A 17,765-nucleotide genomic window follows, 5' to 3' on the forward strand; every position below is an offset into this window, starting at 1 on the left:
CAATAGGCTTGTGTGGCTATTTATAGGGTTAACTATTTTTATTGCAACATATCGCTGGTTTTCATTTAGCCAAAATCCATTTTCGTTTGGTTTGAAATCTAAAAAAATTGAAAGTGTCACTAAAGACAATTTTAGAAGCATTCTCAAAATCGATTTAATTAAATTGAAATTTGATTTTTCGTTTTTCCAGCAAATCAAAACTTCGTGGAAATTATCACAAACTGATTTTATTTTTATTACCCGAAATGGTGCGTTTATAAGTATTGTTATTGCCGGTATTTTATTTATTGCTGCACTATTGCTGCAAATGAACCCACAAACAGATACGAAAATACTACCAGTGACCTGGCAGATTTTAGGCTTTCCAGTTTTCTTTTTTTCTTTTCTTATTCAAATCCTCACATTTCTTTACGCAGGTATTTTAGTTCATCGTGCAAAAAATTCACACATTTCAGATCTGATTTCAGTTACTGCTGTTCCAAATTGGGTGCTGCTATTTTCAAAATTTTTAGCATTAGTGAAAATGCAACTAACATTACTTTCATTAATCATGATTGTAGGTATTGCAATTCAAATAAACAGCAATTATTACCATTTCGAAATTGGACATTATTTATTCGATTTGTTTGCTATCCATCTTATAGGTTTTATGATTTGGGCTTTCCTTTCTTTGTTTGTTCAATCCATGTTTAGCAATATTTATTTGAACTTATTCCTTCTTATTTTGATTGCACTAGGGATTTCACAACTGCCTTCTTTGGGCATAGAAAATTTTGTGCTTAGATTTAATGACAGTCCAAATGCTAATTTTTATTTGAAATATTCAGATATGAGCGGATACGGAAATTCGCTAATTCCTTACTTCTTGTATAAATTGTATTGGTTTGTTTTCGGAATGTTTTTGTTTAGCATCACGTTACTGGTATGGCAAAGAGAACGCACAAATTCTATTCTTGAAAGATTTAAAATTGCTAAAAAACGTTTTGTTGGCAAGTTGGCATTTATATCAATTGTATTAATGACGAGTTTTCTATGCTTTGGTTTTTATCTTTTTCAAAAAGAAAACAACCCTGAAAACAAAATTCTATCTGAAAAAAACGAGACTAACTTATTAACTCAATTCCAAAACAAATACAAAAAATACGAGCATACTTCACAACCAAGAATTACGTCTGTCTTTATTAAATTAGACATTTTCCCCGAAACTAATTCATTCATTGCAAAAGGAAATTATACACTCATAAATAAAAGTGAACATACAATTGATACGCTTTTAATAAAAAAGGGGTTTGATGAAATAACTACGCTTTACTTTGATACCAATGCTACTTTAATTGAAGAAGACACCATCTTTAAATTTTGTATCTATAAACTTGATAATGGCATTGCACCCAATGACAGCATCAACTTAAACTTTACAATTAAAAATCAAAAGAATACGCTGTTAACTCAAAATTCAAACATTTTAAAAAATGGAACTTTTCTAAAATCTGACATTTTTCCCCGATTAGGATATTTTGCTGAAACAGAAAAAAAGATGCCCAACGACAGTACTGCATTTGCAAATCATTACCAAGGCAATGATGCTGATTTAGTAAATTTTGAGGCTATTGTTAGTACAAGCCCTAAGCAAATTGCAATAACATCGGGCAATTTAATAAAGGAATGGTCAGAAGATGGTAGAAGATACTTTCATTACAAAATGGACATACCCTTCAAGTTTGTTTTCGGCTTTAACTCGGGCGAATTTGCGGTATTGAAAGAAATCTATAAAGGAGTTGATTTGCGGGTTTATTACCACCCAAAACATATATATAACATCGAACAAATGATGGATGGTTTAAAAGCTTCATTAGATTACAATGTGTTTCATTTTGGTCCTTACCAACACAAGCAAGTTCATATTATTGAATTTTCAAGGTCTGAAGGTTCTTATGCAACCACGGCAGGTAACTGTATCCAAACTTCAGAAATCCGTTTTATCAATGATACACGTAATTTAAAAGAAGGTGGAATTGACCTTTCCTTTTACGTAGCTGCACACGAACTTTCGCATCAATGGTGGGGCAATCAAGTAAGTCCTGCTGATGCATTAGGTGCCACAATGATAACAGAAAGTATGGCAGAATATATTACTGCAAAAATTTACGAAAAGAAATACGGTAAACAAGGAGCCTTAAAGTTTTTGAAAATCCAGCGTATCCGATATTTATCGGGCAGGGCAAATGAAACAGAACAAGAACCGCCCTTGTACTTAGTAAATCCTGAACAATCCTATATTTCTTATGGAAAAGGGGCTATTGCACTCTATACACTAAGTGAATTTATTGGTGAAGAAAAACTAAATAAAGCTTTAAAAGAATACTTGGATAAAGTAAAATTCCAACCACCGCCCTATACAACATCTATAGAAATGCTTGATTATTTAAAAAAAGCAACACCAGACAGTTTACAATATTTAATTGTAGATATGTTTGAAAAAAATGATAAAGAAAAGACGCTGTCGCACTTTGATGAAATAGTTAAGCGTAAGTCTTCTAGCTACTAGTACTAAGACATCTTTACGAAACCCCCACTCTACTTAAGCAACACAAAGGACTTTTGCACAGATCGCATTCAGCGACATGAGCCTCTATGCGGCTAGCATGCACTTCAGCTTTTTAATTATATAGGTGTATTTGTATCGGATTGCTTTTGGGTATATAATATTTGTAACAGTGGCTGTATATGTTTCACTTAAAGCACCTACCTAGCCTATATTACGTGCGAGGCATCAATAAAGCGTACAACAATTTTTGCACTAGTGCTGCAATCTAAGCTTTATATCTCCATCAGACTTCGGCAGCATGCAAGTAAATGATTCAATATTAATTCCTTTTTTTTGAATTATGCCATAAGTGTCGTTGTAATTTTTATTTTTAACACAGGTTATTAACGTGTAGCTTTGGGCTGTTGGGTTTTTTCACAGGCTGACGTTACCAGCAAGCGTAAAAATCGACACAAAAACCATAAACTTGATTGTTAGACATTAAATCTTTAGAAATAAATACAGACCAACGGGCTGACTTTTTGCCGACACGACAGCCGAGCGCTTCATGTTTTAATTTTTCCACGACCGCAGAAAAAAAAATCTAATTTTAGCCGACCAACAATTGCCACATTTGGCTTTGCCCCAACCACTAGCCGACAAGTAAAACTATTTAAAATTTCAGTTTTTCGCTGACCTTATTTTTTAAAACTATTTGCAATTTATTTATTACTAAATAATAAATATGTTTTATGGATTATATAATTAATATAAATAAATGTTTATGAATAAAATTTCTCAATTTTGCAACGTCAAACAAAAAAATAAAAAAATGATAAAAGAATTATTCAAGGTTGCCGCTTTAGCAATAACAGTTCAAGCTTTTATTGGATGTAATCCAAGCACAAAAAATGAGAACCCTCAAACAACTTCGGAAACTCAAAAGACAACTTACAAGAATCGTCATGTAATGACTAAAGCCGAGCAAGACTCTCTAACCCCTGGCCAAGTTTTGCAAGAATTCAAAGATGGTAACGAACGCTTTAACTCTGGTAACGTAACCCAAAGAGAGCATTCTGAAGAAATCAGAAAGGCTGCAACTGGTGGTCAATTTCCAAAAGCAATGGTTTTAAGTTGTTTGGACAGCCGAGTGCCAGTTGAAGATGTATTTGACCAAGGTATTGGAGACGTTTTTGTAGGCAGGGTTGCAGGCAACTTTGTTAATACTGACCTATTGGGGAGTATGGAATTTGCTTTTAAAGTGGCAGGAGCTGCACTAATTCTAGTGATGGGGCATCAGCATTGTGGGGCTGTTAAAGGAGCTATTGATGACGTGCATTTAGACAACATAACATCAATGCTTGCCAATATAAAGCCTGCAGTAGAAATGAGCAAAACTTTTGAAGGCGAAAAATCTTCTAAGAATGTAGCTTTTGTAAAGTTAGTGGCGCAAAATAATATCAGAAATACGATAGCACAAATTTGAGCTAAAAGTGAAATTTTAAAAGAAATGGAAGCTAAAGGGGAAATAAAAATAGTTGGAGCGTTCTATACTTTGAGAACTGGAAAATTAGAGTTCATTGACTAATATCTTATCACTAATCAAATAATCAAACAAGAATGAATTTCAATTTACTCATAGAGAATCTAACCAATCCGGCACTATTGTTCTTTGTGCTGGGCGTTATAGCAGTTTATGTAAAAAGCGATTTGGAGATACCACCTAATTCATCAAAATTTATTTCTCTCTACCTATTATTCTCCATAGGTTTTAAAGGGGGACAAGAACTGTCGCATGAAACATTTACAATTGAAATCGGATTTTCTATGTTATTTGGTATCTGTATTTCAGCAATCATACCATTATATACTTTTTTTATACTTAAAAGAAAACTGAATGTGTTCGATGCAGGAGCTATTGCCGCAGCTTATGGCTCTGTAAGTGCAGTTACTTTTGTGACGGCTGTCTCCTATTTAGAAAGTCAACAGATGAGTCTTCATGGACACATGGTAGCAATAATGGCATTGATGGAATCTCCAGCTATTATAATAGGTTTAGTATTAATTTCTTTATTCAATAAAGATGAATCAACAGCAAAAATTAAAATTCCAGCGGTGATAAAACATTCCTTGACAAATGGCAGTGTTTTATTAATTCTGGGAAGTTTGGTAATAGGCTTTATGGCAAATGCAAAACAAGCTGAAGGTATTAAACCATTTACCAATGACTTATTTAAAGGTTTCCTTGCTATTTTTCTATTAGATATGGGGATTACAAGTGGTAGAAAGTTAAAATCATTCTTCTCTTATGGAATATTTCCGATGGCTTTTGCCATCATTATTCCGTTAGTAAATGGATGTCTTTTTGCCATATTAAGTGGATTTGTAACAACAGATATCACCAACAGATTTATCTTTGCTGTCCTAGCTGCAAGTGCATCTTACATAGCAGTGCCAGCCGCAATGAAGATAACAGTTCCTAAAGCGGACCCTGGACTATATCTTCCGATGGCTCTTGCGGTAACTTTTCCTATAAATATAACGGTTGGTATGCCCATATATTTCCTAATAGTGCAACATTTCTAGTAAAGCTGAAAATAGCAAACAATATGTTCTTCAAGACAGAATAAAATGTTACTTAAGTATAAACTGGGCGACAAACAAAACGCCAGCCGCTAACATTTAGCCGTATAGACGAAAGCCCCCGGGCGAGTCGAATACGAGGGGCTTTTGTCTATTAGGCCTGCCCTGTATTCTCTAACGGGGTGTTAAGCGACACCGGCATGGGTTGTCGTCATAATTGAGTGGTTTTGTTGGGGGGGGAGCGTGCTAAATTGCTTAGGTGTAATAGTAAGCAATTTTTGTTTTTTGCTTTTGTTTAACTATGGCTGTATACGATTTGTGGCGTTTTTAGTTCTTTAATATATCAGGCCAACATTCCTCTTTCAAATTTCAATTTCACGAAATCGAGTTTACAACCAAAAGCATCGATAAAGCGTACAACATTTTCAGTATCGATGTTGCAATCTAAACTTGATATTTCCATCTGTTGCCGGCAGTGCTTTGCTATGTGATGTGTATTTATTTTTTTTGAAGGTGTGTCAACAGTGTCGCTGCAATTTTTATTTTTACCACTTGTTATTAACGTGCAGCCTTGGGCAAGTTTGTTTTTCAGAGTCTGACGTTGTGGGCTACCAATAGGTGGCTGTACTAACCCGAAAAGTTGTGCAAGAAACAAATGACAAACAACGCAGATGAAACAAAATTATTTGATTTGGCTTTTATTCTTTGTAGCAGAAATGGCCACATCGTTTCTTTATGGACAAAACAGACCTAACAGAATTCCATTTTATGAAAGTGGTATGTATGGAATTTGTGATTCTAATTTCAATATAATAGTCCATTCCAAGTTTTTGGCAACTGGAACTTATGAATTCGGAGTTATAAAAGTTGGAATGTAAGAAAAAGATAATATCATTTTCAACTTTCTTGACTTGAATGGTAAAGAACTATTTAAAGATTATATGTATGGTTTGCCAAGTGATTTTCACGAAGGTTATGCAACCATTCAAAATGGTAATGGACAAAGTGGAATAATTGACACTTTAGGTAATTTGGTTTTGCCATTTAAATTTGTTAGAGTAAATTCTTTTCAAGAGCAACTTGCAACTGTTGCTTGTGACTTTTGGAGTTGGGGAGTTGTGAATTTGAAAGGCGAAGTAATTATTCCCTGCACCTATGACGACATAGGTTTCTACTTTAAAAATGGATTGAATCGTGTTGGAAAAAAGCAAGAGGCGGCTGATTGTAAATATGCTTTGATAGATACTTTAGGGAAATTAGTTACCCCATTTCTCTATGATGAATTAGGTGAAGAACATTATTCATCATTGACAATTTACAAAAACATTATGCCAGCGAAAAAAAATGGAAAGTGGGGGTTCATCAATACAGAAGGTAAGGAAACTATTCCATTTCAATATAAATTTGTATCACAGTTTAGAAACGATAATGCGGTTGCAGAAGTGGACACTCTATATGGAATGCTCAATTTAAAAGGTGATACTCTTGTTCCATTTACTTATGAATTCATTGACATCATGAGTGATTCAATCTATCCAGCAAGAAGAAATAACAAATATGGATTTATCAATTCTCAAAATGAAATTATTATCCCTTTTGAGTATGAATATGTAGCCGGCTTCAATGAAGGGTTAGGGTTTGCATGTAAGAACGGATGTTGTGGTTTTATTAATTATTCTAATCAGGTAATTATTCCATTCCAGTTTGAAGAAGAAGGATACGGCCCAAATAAATTTTGGGACGGCTTAGCTTGGTTAAACTATAATGGTGTTTGGTGCTACATTGACATGTCAGGTAAAATATATAAGCGTTAAAAGGAAATGTCAGAAACAAGAAAAGACGACAATGCATTGCACAACCTTTGGTGCGAGCCTCCAATAGTTGTACTCCGAATGAATAGAACGGCAGCAGATAACATACAGGACTTCGTGGGGCACGAAGTGCCCACCATGACAACCACGTTGCACAGAACCTTCGGTGCAGTCCCGCAATATGTATTCAGCGCTGTTCGCAATGCTGTGTAGAAATTTTCGCTATGGGCTTGGCGGTAGTTGACGAGGGTATGTACGGGTGACCATATACGATTAGCAGAACTTTTAGCAATTAGAAATATCACAACTATTAAAACTGTTACAAATTTTAATTCCATTAAATCGAGCTTGCAAGCAAATGCATCAATAAAGCGTACAACATTTTCTGTATTGATGTTGCAATCTAAACTTGATATTTATATTTGATTACTGCAAACTGCGTGTTTGTGATGAATAAATTTTTTCTTTTTTGCTAAGGTTTGCCATAAGTGTTGTTGTAATTATTAATTTTACCTCATGCTGTTAACATGCAACTGCGGGCTGTTGGGTTTTTTCACAGGCTGACGTTAGGCGCGAGATTAACAGAAGACAAACATCATCACAAATTCAGAGACACGAATGGAATTATTGCCAATTAAAGAAATAAAAATTAATCAAGCCAAAATTGATAAAATCGACCATCTTGTAAAGTCAATTTATAGACTAATTATTTATAGTCGACATCATTTGGATGACGACCTTTTAGACACATATTTGACAAGTGTACAAGAACTCCAAGAACTTCTTAGTTTGAAAAATGCACAAATGGAAGCCCAAAACGAAGAGGAAGCAAAAGAATATTTAAAAAACTTAAAAATATCGTTAGACTTTGTAATTGAGGAGATAATAACACACAATAATTTTGAAAAAGAATTACAACTTTTTCAACTTCTTAGATTAGTTTCTCCTGAAACAAATGCAATTCATCCTAATCGTTACAGACAAACATTAGTTCAGGTTGGAGGACATCTTTGTCCAGATAAGGAGGATGTTCCTGTGTTAGTATCCGAGTTATTTTACCAAATGCAAAACATAGCCAACCCCATTATAAGAGCAATTTATTTTCATCACGAGTTAATTAGAATACATCCATTTGCAGACGGAAATGGTCGAGTAACAAGAATTGCGAAAAACTGGATGTTGATGTTTGATTTATATCCACCAATTTTTATCAATGACGCTCCGCAGAAAAAAGAATACATTACCACACTTTCAAAAAGTTTTAAAGATCTGAATAATTCACCAAAAAAGTGGAACGAACACACTGAAGCATTTTTTGAACAAGAGCTTGACCGCTTATTAGTGAATGCGAATTTACTTTATGATACGGTAAATAGAATTGGATTAGAGAGAGAAAAATCAAGTAAAAGTAATAGCAAATGAACCCTTCAAAAATTCAAATTATAGAAACAGTTTTGGTATTAGTTGGTTACCTAACCAGCTACTTCGTAACAAAGACACTTATTAACAACACGCTTAAAAACACTCACTTGCAGCGAGGCAGAAGAAAAATAATTGTAAAAGCAGTACACCTTTTTTCTTTCATGATCTTAATAATTCTATTATCAGCAGTATGGGGCCTTGAACAAAGTGAAATCGCTGTTTTCGTTGGAACAATTTTAACCGCATTAGGTATTGCTTTTTTTGCTCAATGGTCATTACTTTCAAATGTTACTTCAAGCTTGTTATTGTTTTTTAACCATCCCATAAAGATTGGAGATAGAATAAAGGTATTAGATAAAGATTACCCATTTGAAGGAGAAGTCTCGGATTTGACCTCTTTTTTTGTACATCTTAAAACTGAAAGTGGAGAGATAATAACAATACCAAATTCACTATTATTGCAAAAATCTGTATCGATTTTTGAAAATAAAAAAGTTTAAATAATACTATGAGACAAGCATTTTCAATAATTATTATTCTTATACTATCAGCAAACAGAATGTATGCTCAAAACTTTGATTTAGGCAGTTGGAACATCCTAAATTTAAAATACAACCATAGTGACAAACTCAGCTTTTTTGGAGAAGCACAACTACGTTCATTAAAATTTTACAGCAACTTTCACTATTACGAATATAAGGGCGGTATTAACTACAAAGCTCACAAAAACATTAACCTGACCTTGGGTGCAGGTAGTTATCAAACCTACAAAGAAGGTGGCGATTTTGTTTTACCAAAAAACAATGACGAATTTAGGCTTTGGCCACAACTAATATTTTTTCAATCAATAGGGAAGTTGAAAATTGAACAACGCTATCGTGCAGAGTCTAGATTTACAAGTAATGGCTATCGTAACCGTTTTCGTTACAGACTTGGCGTTTCTTATGCATTTGGAAAGGAGCGAAATAATTATAAACCTTTTCAAGTTAGTGCAAGTAACGAAATTTTTTTCACGGACAAGGAAGCATACTTTGAGAGAAACCGATTATTATTTGCGTTCAATTACAAACCTACAAAAGCAGCCGCTTTGCAGATTGGCTATTTACATCAGTTCGACTACAAAATAAATGATGAAACTGGTCGTGACTTTCTGGTAATAGGCTTTTACTTTGACATTTTCAGGAAATCAATTTCGAAAAAGGAGAACGATAATGAAATTAAAGACAATTAATTACGCAGACCGCCAGCTGCTAACATTTAGTCATCTATTCATAACCCACAATCGAGTAAAACAAACGAGGAGGTTTTCGTATATATAGTATTCAGCAACATGAGCCTCGATGCGCTTAGTATGAGCTGCAGCCTGTCGGGTGTATAGGTGCATTTATTTCGGAGTTTTGCGGGAAATTTAACGATTGCAACAGTAGGTATATACGTTGTTGGTTTATTACCTTTAAGAAAAGCATAAAGTAGCCCCTACCCGCTATTCATGTATTTTTTTTGAGTGTATTTGTTTTCCTTTTTGTTTTCAAGGTGAAGAGATTTTGCTATTGTTGGAGAGCTGCGGTTGCGCAATTCTTCTGCATATACTAATCGCTATTAAAATATTTGTAAGTTTCTCAAAGAACCAATTTGGCTATAACCGGCACGAGCATTCTGCTCGTGCTTCGTGAGCGTATGGATACTAAAGCCTAGACTTTAAGAATAATGCAGATTAGAAATAGAAATAATAAATTTACGTACGGTACCAACTGCAAACTAATTCCAGTAAAAGCAACTAGATGCGTTTAGTTCGTTTTAAAATGAAATTAATAGAAGGCGAATCTGCCTTATAACCAAGGACGCATGAACAAATTTTTTATAAACTGAAGTTTATAAATGCAAGAATTGAGGATTGTAAATTATGCATGATCAAACATCCATATAATTTCGGCCATCATCATGGCTGTTGCTCCCCATACAATATGGTCGCCTATTTGGTAACAAGGCACTTGCCTTATCATGCCGCTTTTTACAGTTACCTTAGTTTCTATTTTATTAGCAGGATTTAAAAATTCAAGAAAAGGCAGGAGCAAAATTTCCTTTACCTCGTTATCATCTTTTTTTAGTTTAGGTATTTTATTTCCAAACGAGATAAATGGATGTACTGTAAATTTACTTACGGGAATATGAACCCTCGACAACATGCCGGCAATTTCTATCTCGCTTTGTGCAATGCCTACCTCCTCATTGGCTTCTCGTATAGCGGTATATTCAAAATTTGCATCTGCATTTTCAAACTTCCCTCCTGGAAAAGAAATCTGACCACTGTGCACCCCATCGTAATCACTACGTTTAATAAACACGATATGTGGACTAGCATTGCTTTCAAAAATATGGATGAGCACAGCACCTTGCCTGTAGGTTTGAACTTCGTGTTGAATATTTTCGTAGGCTGCACGGCCTACCGGAGCCATTAGTTTTTGCAACTCAATACCTGGCAGCGGTAATTTTATTTTCTCCGTAACAATCTCCTTTATTTGTTCGATTTTCACTTGTCAAATCTTCTATCAGTTTTTTTTACACAAATTTCTTCCTTACGTAAGTCTACAATAACATGGTTTAATATAAATGAGTCCGTTTATTAAAGCAAGATAATGCTAACCTAATCATACTCGAATAGTTAAAACATAAACTAGCACCTAACTAAAACGATAAGATAAATCTTAAACAGTCTCATAAATTATGATGTTATATGTATTCCTTAACGCAGGTACTTACCTTGAGCCTATAATTAAAAGCAGTACTCACCTGCTTCGGTCAGCGCCTTAGCTATTGCTCTGCGCGCATCACGTGTGTTAATCGGGTTGGCTTTGGTAAATCGTTTTAAACCTAACAACAACAATTGCATTTGATCACCATCGCTCATCGATACGATTGCGTTTTTACCTGCGCTATTTATTTTTTCGGCACTATCGTAAATATAAAGTTGCAGCAATTGACTATGCAAAGCAGTTGCTTTGCCTTCCATCGACAATTTATGTACACGCAGCAGGATGGACTCTGCCACAAACACATACATTGCCATATCGGCTATGTTCATCAATATCTCTTGCTCGGTGGCAAGTTTCATCATGTATTTTTGTACCGCACTGCCAGCTACCATCAGCACACATTTCTTTAATTGCTCTATGGTTTTATATTCTGAGGCAAAAGGTATATCGTCACCGTTACTACCAAAATCAGGAATTTCCATCAATTCTTTTTGCACATTTGTAGCGGGAGTCATAAGGTCGAGTTCTCCTTTCATAGCACGTTTAAGCAACATATCAACCGTTAGCAAGCGATTAATTTCGTTGGTGCCTTCAAATATGCGATTGATGCGCGAGTCGCGGTATGCTCGATCCATAGGATAATCGGCACTAAAACCATAGCCTCCATATATCTGCACTCCTTCGTCCACCACATAGTCGAGCACTTCGCTTCCATATACTTTGAGCATGGCGCATTCCACCGCATATTCCTCAGCGGCACCCAGCAATGATGTTGCATAGTCCTTGCCGGCCTGCTGCAGGTCAAGTTGCTTTTGCTCTATTAAATAACTGATTCTGAACAAGGCACTTTCACAAGCGAAAATGCGCATGGCCTGCTCAGCGAGCTTGTATCTGATGGCACCAAACTTAGCAATGGGCATCTTAAATTGTTCGCGTGTTAATGCATAATCAATCGATTTTGTGCATACCTTTTTTGATGCACCAAGCGCAGCCGCTGCAAGTTTTGCCCGCCCAATATTTAAAATATTAAAAGCTATTAAATGCCCCTTGCCTTCTTCGCCCAAAAGATTTTCTTTTGGAATAATGCAATCCTGAAAAAAGACTTGACGGGTGCTGCTACCTTTTATACCCATTTTATGTTCCTCATTGCCCAGCGACAACCCGGGGGTTTCGCGCTCTACAATGAAGCCTGTAAATCCGGGCTTTTCAGCCGGAAATTTTTCTGAATGCAATTGTGCAAATACAATAAACAAGTCTGCAAATCCGGCATTGGTTATCCACATTTTTTGCCCGTTTAATATGTAAGACTTGCCATCCTTACTAATTTCAGCTTTTGTTTTAGCTGCCAATGCATCGCTGCCACTTCCCGGTTCGGTAAGACAATACGATGCTTTCCATTCACCGGTTGCAAGTTTGGGCAAGTACTGTTGCTTTTGCGTTTCATTGCCAAAGTATAATATAGGCAACGTACCAATACCTGTATGCGCTGCCATGGCCACACTAAATGAATGTCCAGCCCCAAGAGCCTCCGTCATTAGCATACCGGTAATAAAATCTTTGCCAAGGCCACCATATGCTTCGGGTACCGAAACTCCAAGCAAACCAAGTTCGCCAGCCTTGTCTACCAGCGATTCCATCAACCCCTCCTCCATGGCATCTATACGGTCAAGCACCGGTGTTACTTCCTTATCAAGAAAGTCATTGGCCATTTCCCACATCATACGATGCTCTTCGTTCAAATGTTCTGGTATAAACGTATTTTCTGGTGTTGAAGGTTTTATCAGAAATTCGCCACCCTTCAAAGTAGCTTTTGTAACGGTATCCATATATTATTAGTATTTTTTTTGTTCCAGCACTGAAGTTCCATCATCAAATAGGGTTACAATATAGAGATTATCATACTCATCGAGCGGAATTTCACCAACATTAAAGTTAATTCCTAAAGCGCGTATTAGCATAGGTACGTTATCGCTATGCCCACCTATAAGTACTTTGTAATAATCATCATCACTAATTATTTTATGTGCCAATCCCACCACATCGCGATAGTTATAAAACTCTACCAAAGCAAACTGGTCTTCGGCAGTTGGCCTTATAGTATTCAGAGTGCGCGGTAAATCGGTAGAAAAAACATGGTCAATGGTTTCGTGTTGAAACAGGTGTGCAAGTTTCTTAGCTCTGCCATGGCCGGCAGTACTTAAGTCAGAATCAAAAAAACTGCTTTCTTTTTCGGCATGACGAACAAGATATAATACCTTTACTTTTCTGCGGATGTCACTCATTCGATTAGTCTGGCTATCAAAAGTAATTTTACAAAGGTGCTTTATTTTTTATTTGTATATCAAAAAGTAAAAAATATATTTGCAATGCTTTTCTGCATCAATTAAACATGATTCTTTTAAAAATATTAAAAAATTAATTCAAATTTTCAAATAAAAAATTCTAATTCTTAATAATCGTAACACTTATGAAAAAAAACTTACTCTTTGTATTAATGCTTTTTACTGCTGCGTTTAGTTTAAATGCACAAACCAGCGGTGGTCCCGACACCTATGGCTATATGTGGTATGACAGTAACGACCCCAACGGCCCTGCCTACAATTGGATAGACGTTACTACGCTTCCAGGTGTAAATCAGGTTAAAGATCTTGCCGATGATAATGTAGTTGGTCCATTTCCGATGGGTTTCGACTTTCACTATTACTGGTATGATGTAAGTTCTTACCGTATTGGTAGTAACGGATACATCACTTTCTCCAATGGAAACCTTGCTGTTCCTTTCCCCCCCATCCCGCAAGCCACCAACCTCAACACTTATATCGCTGCTTTCGCATGTGATTTGAATTTTGATGGAAGCGGCAACTTGGGGGAATGCTACAGCTGGATATCCCCTACTCTTGATACCTTAATCGTATCCTATGTTGACGTTCCTTTTTGGGAGCCTGGAATTAACTTCCAGGGTGAAAACTCTTTTCAAATAATTTTATCAGCAGTTGATAGTTCTATTACATTTCAATATGAAGAACAAATTGGCACTTACAACGGTACATTTGCTAATTTCCTCTCTATTGGAATCGAAAACAATTCGGGCAATATAGGGCTGCAACATTCTTACGACATTTACCCTCCGGTTGGTTATGCCGTTAAGTTTGTTTACCCTCAAACTGTTACCTATCAGGCTTATGATGCAAGTACCGAATGGGTAGGTACTCCCGGAAGCGGTGGCGAGTTTCTTCTTAAAGGCGCACCTTACGAAATGAAGGTATCAGTTAATAATACCGGCAATCAAGTTTTAAATCCATTTAATTTATTTTCAGAGATCAAATCTGGATTTACCCAAGTTAACAGTGCTACAGGAACAACAGACACCTTGCAAGTTGGTGCATCTCAATTAATTACTTATCCAAATAATTTGTGGACACCGGCCACTGCAGGAACATTCTCGTTTATCAACACCACACAGTTATCTAATGATGTTGTTGCCTCAAACAATAAAGATACAAGCGAATTGGTAGTTATAGATACGGTTGTCAATCAAATTCAATGGCTATCATTTGACAATGGAGTTCCTGCAAATGCTGCAGGTTTGAGTTGGAATGGCGGTGGCCCAGGAGAAGGAGTTGGTATGGAGTTTCCGTTACCATATTATCCATGCCGCATTAATGAAATGAGAGCTTTTGTTGTTGCCAATGCAACACCCGAAGGTATGGCTCTTAAACTTTATGATGATGATGGCTTTATGGGTGCCCCTTATACGTTGCTTGACTCTGTTTGGATTGACCCTTTCAGTGTGCAGGTTGGCACCTGGACTACCGTGCCGCTTACCGTACCACTGGTAATTGATTCAGGAAGTGTATTTATGATGTGGGAAATGGGAGGCGGTGGCATTGGCATCGGACAAAATGTGGTTCGCCCTATTTCTGAACGTGCTTATGAAGTATTAGGTGGTGCATGGTCTATTTACCGCGACCGTGGCAACGAAGATTTTATGTTGAATATCTCCATTTCAACACCTACTCAATCTGTTAATGAGCTAAGCAACTCTTCCATTTTCGGAAATTTGTATCCTAATCCATCTTCTAATTTTGCTTCTATCGAATATAATGCAATAAACCGAATTGCAGATTTGCAGGTTAATATTTACTCAATAGATGGCAAACTAGTTAGCAATCAACAATATAGTGCTGGCTTATCTGGAACCGGAAGCATCAAGATTATTACTCAAAACCTGAGTAATGGTGCATATACTTGCGAACTAATTGCCGATGGCAAAAAATCAGCTTATAAATTAATGATAGCGCACTAAGCTCGAAGAAATATATCTGCCCCTTTATTCCAGGAGTTAAAAAATGAAAACTCATTTTTTAAACTCCTGGTTTTTTTATGGTAAACTAAAAATCTGGCAAGGTTTTTTGTTGAAAAAAAAGCGCAAGTTATACCCCATACCTAATGAATGTTATAGCTTTGCACCTTCATTGTTAATTAGAAAAAAGTACAGTTGTGATACATACTCATAAACCAAAAGGGAAATTAATATCCATAGGCGGGGCAGAAGATAAAGGAACCGATGCAGAACCTAATTTTACACAAAAAAATAATCTCAACTTTTTTGAACTTCAGATTTTACAACGCATCGTACAAGAAACCGGTGGCACCGAAAAGCATATTGAAGTTATTACTACTGCGTCTTCTATACCTGAAGAAGTTGGCGATGGTTACCTCCGCGCATTTGGCAAATTAGGGTGCAACAATGTACAATTGATGCACATTAAAAATCGTGAGCATACAGCCAACCCGGAATTTATTGAACGCATACAAAAGGCTGATGGAATAATGATGACCGGGGGCAACCAACTTCGTCTGTCTACTATCATTGGCGGTACCAATATTCATAAAATAATGAGTAATCGCTACATGGAAGAAAACCTGGTAATAGCCGGTACAAGCGCTGGAGCAATGGCCATGAGTAACACCATGATCTATCAGGGTAGTAGTAGTGAAGCACTCCTCAAAGGCGAAGTTAAACTTACAACTGGCCTCGGATTATTGCGCGATGTTATTATAGACACACACTTTGTAAAACGCGGACGATTTGGCCGCTTAGCCGAAGCGGTTGCCAGCAATCCTTCTTGCATAGGTATTGGTCTTGGAGAAGATACCGGTTTGCTAATAAGCGAAGGCACTGTTATGGAGGCCGTTGGCTCAGGCCTTGTAATTATTATTGATGGGCATAATATCATGTTTACCAATATTGCAGATGTGCAATATGGCTCTCCAATTTCTATCGAAAACCTGGCAGTACATGTCTTAGCAAAAGGCAACTGCTTCGACCTCCATACACGCAAATTCTTTGCTGATGTAGAAGAAGTAAAATAGAATATAAGATTACTTTTTTCGTCCGCTTGCTTGCCCCTTTCTGCATAAAAAAGATTAAATCATATTGCTTTAAATAAATAAAAATAAAATGGTAAAAACACTTCTCTGCATATGTTCAATAATTTCAATTTTGCTTACGCAAAATTGTTCGGAACAAACACAACCTGCCAACAACCACAAAAAAAATAACAAGGGCAATTCGCAACCACAAAAAAATAATGGTGAAATAATTATCAATAAGACGCCACTTATAAGCACTGCAGATCCACGAGGAATCTATGTTGCAACAGAGTGGCAACGTCCCGTACCTGAACATGTATTTCAAAATAAAGACGTTGATGGAGTTTTCTTTCGTTTAAAATGGGCGCCTTTTAATCCAGCTAAAGGCAAATACGACTTTAGCTTTCTCAATGGGGAATTAGACAAAACTATTGCGGCTGGCAAAAAATTTTCAATAGGAATAACTGCAGGTTCAGAAACCCCGGAATGGGTCTACACGCAAGGATGTAAGAAATTGCGGTTTATCGAAATCCCGCTTCAAGGCAAAGCAGAGAAAGCAGTGGAGGCTGACATACCCGTTGTTTGGGATCCGGTATTTTTACAGTCTTGGAATGATTTTATTGATGCACTTGCTGCTAACCTCAAATCCAATCCTAAATATTACAACGCGCTAACAATTGTAAAAATGACCGGCATCAATTTCCACACTGCCGAAATACGATTGCCAGCACAAAGAGAAATAAGTAATGGCAAGGCTAAAAGCACGGATGCCGTGAAACTGTGGCAATCCGTGGGCTATAAACCATCAAAAGTGCTTTCTGCCTGGAACTCAATAGTTGATAATTACAACAAAAATTTTCCGGATAAATATTTGAGTTACGCGATGATTCCGGATCGTGGCTTCCCTCTTATCGATGAAAATGGTCAGGCCTTTACAAAAGGAGAAAACGAAGATTTCACGCCAACACTGATTGACGCAGCAAGAAAAAAAATAGGCAATCATTTTTGTGTACAGTTTAATGCATTAAATGAAAAACGAGGTACTGTACCCTATGTAAAAGATGCTGCTAAAGCAGGCATTGTATGCGGTTATCAGCTAGAACAAGTTAAATTAAACAATCCCCCTTGCTTACAAAACAATTCTCCCTGTGATGAAGAAATGTTTAAAGCAGTGTTGGATAATGGCATTAATAATGGTGGAATGTTCATTGAAATATTCACCAAAAATGTACTGGCCTATCCTAAGGCAATAAAGTATGGTCATAATAAATTATTCAATTTGTAATACTGCTG

The 17,765-nt window shown here is 36.4% G+C and carries 13 protein-coding genes and 1 pseudogene; 10 read left to right on the forward strand and 4 right to left on the reverse strand.

Annotation, left to right across the window (positions count from 1 at the left end; translation table 11 throughout):
• Positions 1 to 91 precede the first annotated feature (91 nt).
• From IPO27_11470 to IPO27_11480, 3 genes and pseudogenes are all read left to right on the forward strand, one after another.
• A complete protein-coding gene (locus tag IPO27_11470) occupies positions 92 to 2,548 on the forward strand; it encodes a hypothetical protein (GenBank protein MBK8847126.1) in 2,457 nt (818 codons plus the stop codon).
• 811 nt (positions 2,549 to 3,359) lie between these two features.
• Positions 3,360 to 4,115: pseudogene (locus IPO27_11475) on the forward strand (carbonic anhydrase).
• Positions 4,116 to 4,147: 32 nt separating this feature from the next.
• The gene (locus IPO27_11480) at positions 4,148 to 5,113 is read left to right on the forward strand and encodes a sodium-dependent bicarbonate transport family permease (protein ID MBK8847127.1); all 966 of its coding nucleotides are present in this window, start codon (positions 4,148 to 4,150) and stop codon (positions 5,111 to 5,113) included.
• A gap of 340 nt (positions 5,114 to 5,453) precedes the next feature.
• Here IPO27_11480 and IPO27_11485 read toward each other — a convergent pair whose 3' ends face one another.
• Positions 5,454 to 5,765: a hypothetical protein gene (locus tag IPO27_11485; GenBank protein MBK8847128.1), complete on the reverse strand. Its 312-nt coding sequence runs from the start codon at positions 5,763 to 5,765 to the stop codon at positions 5,454 to 5,456.
• Between the two features lie 256 nt (positions 5,766 to 6,021).
• On the opposite strand from IPO27_11485, the gene IPO27_11490 reads away from it, so the two are divergent.
• The 4 genes from IPO27_11490 (at position 6,022) to IPO27_11505 (ending at position 9,574) form a co-directional block, all read left to right on the forward strand.
• Positions 6,022 to 6,924: a WG repeat-containing protein gene (locus tag IPO27_11490; GenBank protein ID MBK8847129.1), complete on the forward strand. Its 903-nt coding sequence runs from the start codon at positions 6,022 to 6,024 to the stop codon at positions 6,922 to 6,924.
• A gap of 615 nt (positions 6,925 to 7,539) precedes the next feature.
• Positions 7,540 to 8,343 carry a Fic family protein gene (locus IPO27_11495; GenBank protein MBK8847130.1) on the forward strand — a complete coding sequence of 268 codons (804 nt, stop codon included), beginning with the start codon at positions 7,540 to 7,542 and terminating at the stop codon, positions 8,341 to 8,343.
• Positions 8,340 to 8,843 carry a mechanosensitive ion channel gene (locus IPO27_11500; protein MBK8847131.1) on the forward strand — a complete coding sequence of 168 codons (504 nt, stop codon included), beginning with the start codon at positions 8,340 to 8,342 and terminating at the stop codon, positions 8,841 to 8,843. Before IPO27_11495 ends, IPO27_11500 begins: the two co-directional genes overlap by 4 nt.
• Positions 8,844 to 8,851: 8 nt before the next feature.
• Positions 8,852 to 9,574: a DUF2490 domain-containing protein gene (locus IPO27_11505; protein MBK8847132.1), complete on the forward strand. Its 723-nt coding sequence runs from the start codon at positions 8,852 to 8,854 to the stop codon at positions 9,572 to 9,574.
• A gap of 670 nt (positions 9,575 to 10,244) precedes the next feature.
• Here the strand turns inward: IPO27_11505 and IPO27_11510 are convergent.
• The 3 genes from IPO27_11510 to IPO27_11520 form a co-directional block, all read right to left on the reverse strand.
• Entirely contained in the window at positions 10,245 to 10,877 is a 633-nt protein-coding gene (locus tag IPO27_11510) for a CoA pyrophosphatase (GenBank protein ID MBK8847133.1), read from the reverse strand.
• Between the two features lie 239 nt (positions 10,878 to 11,116).
• Positions 11,117 to 12,922, reverse strand: a complete 1,806-nt coding sequence (locus tag IPO27_11515) for an acyl-CoA dehydrogenase family protein (GenBank protein MBK8847134.1) — start codon at positions 12,920 to 12,922, stop codon at positions 11,117 to 11,119.
• Between the two features lie 6 nt (positions 12,923 to 12,928).
• Positions 12,929 to 13,378, reverse strand: coding sequence for a histidine phosphatase family protein (locus IPO27_11520; GenBank protein MBK8847135.1), 450 nt, complete (start codon positions 13,376 to 13,378; stop codon positions 12,929 to 12,931).
• 185 nt (positions 13,379 to 13,563) lie between these two features.
• Here IPO27_11520 and IPO27_11525 point away from each other — a divergent pair, with 185 nt between their 5' ends.
• The 3 genes from IPO27_11525 to IPO27_11535 all read left to right on the forward strand — a co-directional run bounded on the left by IPO27_11525 (position 13,564) and on the right by IPO27_11535 (position 17,757).
• Positions 13,564 to 15,402 carry a T9SS type A sorting domain-containing protein gene (locus IPO27_11525; protein MBK8847136.1) on the forward strand — a complete coding sequence of 613 codons (1,839 nt, stop codon included), beginning with the start codon at positions 13,564 to 13,566 and terminating at the stop codon, positions 15,400 to 15,402.
• A 197-nt stretch (positions 15,403 to 15,599) separates the two neighbouring features.
• On the forward strand, positions 15,600 to 16,472 hold the full coding sequence (locus IPO27_11530) for a cyanophycinase (protein ID MBK8847137.1): 873 nt from the start codon (positions 15,600 to 15,602) through the stop codon (positions 16,470 to 16,472).
• A gap of 88 nt (positions 16,473 to 16,560) precedes the next feature.
• Positions 16,561 to 17,757: a beta-galactosidase gene (locus IPO27_11535; protein MBK8847138.1), complete on the forward strand. Its 1,197-nt coding sequence runs from the start codon at positions 16,561 to 16,563 to the stop codon at positions 17,755 to 17,757.
• Positions 17,758 to 17,765 lie beyond the last annotated feature (8 nt).

This window comes from Bacteroidota bacterium, assembly GCA_016714535.1.
GTDB lineage: Bacteria > Bacteroidota > Bacteroidia > AKYH767-A > OLB10 > JADKFV01.

What these genes read in the sequence shown, in the direction of transcription:
- IPO27_11480 (MBK8847127.1), top strand. Translation starts at nt 4,148, where the DNA reads ATGAATTTCAATTTACTCATAGAGAATCTAACCAATCCGGCACTATTG.
- IPO27_11495 (MBK8847130.1), top strand. Translation starts at nt 7,540, where the DNA reads ATGGAATTATTGCCAATTAAAGAAATAAAAATTAATCAAGCCAAAATT.
- IPO27_11500 (MBK8847131.1), top strand. Translation starts at nt 8,340, where the DNA reads ATGAACCCTTCAAAAATTCAAATTATAGAAACAGTTTTGGTATTAGTT.
- IPO27_11505 (MBK8847132.1), top strand. Translation starts at nt 8,852, where the DNA reads ATGAGACAAGCATTTTCAATAATTATTATTCTTATACTATCAGCAAAC.
- IPO27_11515 (MBK8847134.1), bottom strand. Translation starts at nt 12,922, where the DNA reads ATGGATACCGTTACAAAAGCTACTTTGAAGGGTGGCGAATTTCTGATA.
- IPO27_11520 (MBK8847135.1), bottom strand. Translation starts at nt 13,378, where the DNA reads ATGAGTGACATCCGCAGAAAAGTAAAGGTATTATATCTTGTTCGTCAT.
- IPO27_11525 (MBK8847136.1), top strand. Translation starts at nt 13,564, where the DNA reads ATGAAAAAAAACTTACTCTTTGTATTAATGCTTTTTACTGCTGCGTTT.
- IPO27_11535 (MBK8847138.1), top strand. Translation starts at nt 16,561, where the DNA reads ATGGTAAAAACACTTCTCTGCATATGTTCAATAATTTCAATTTTGCTT.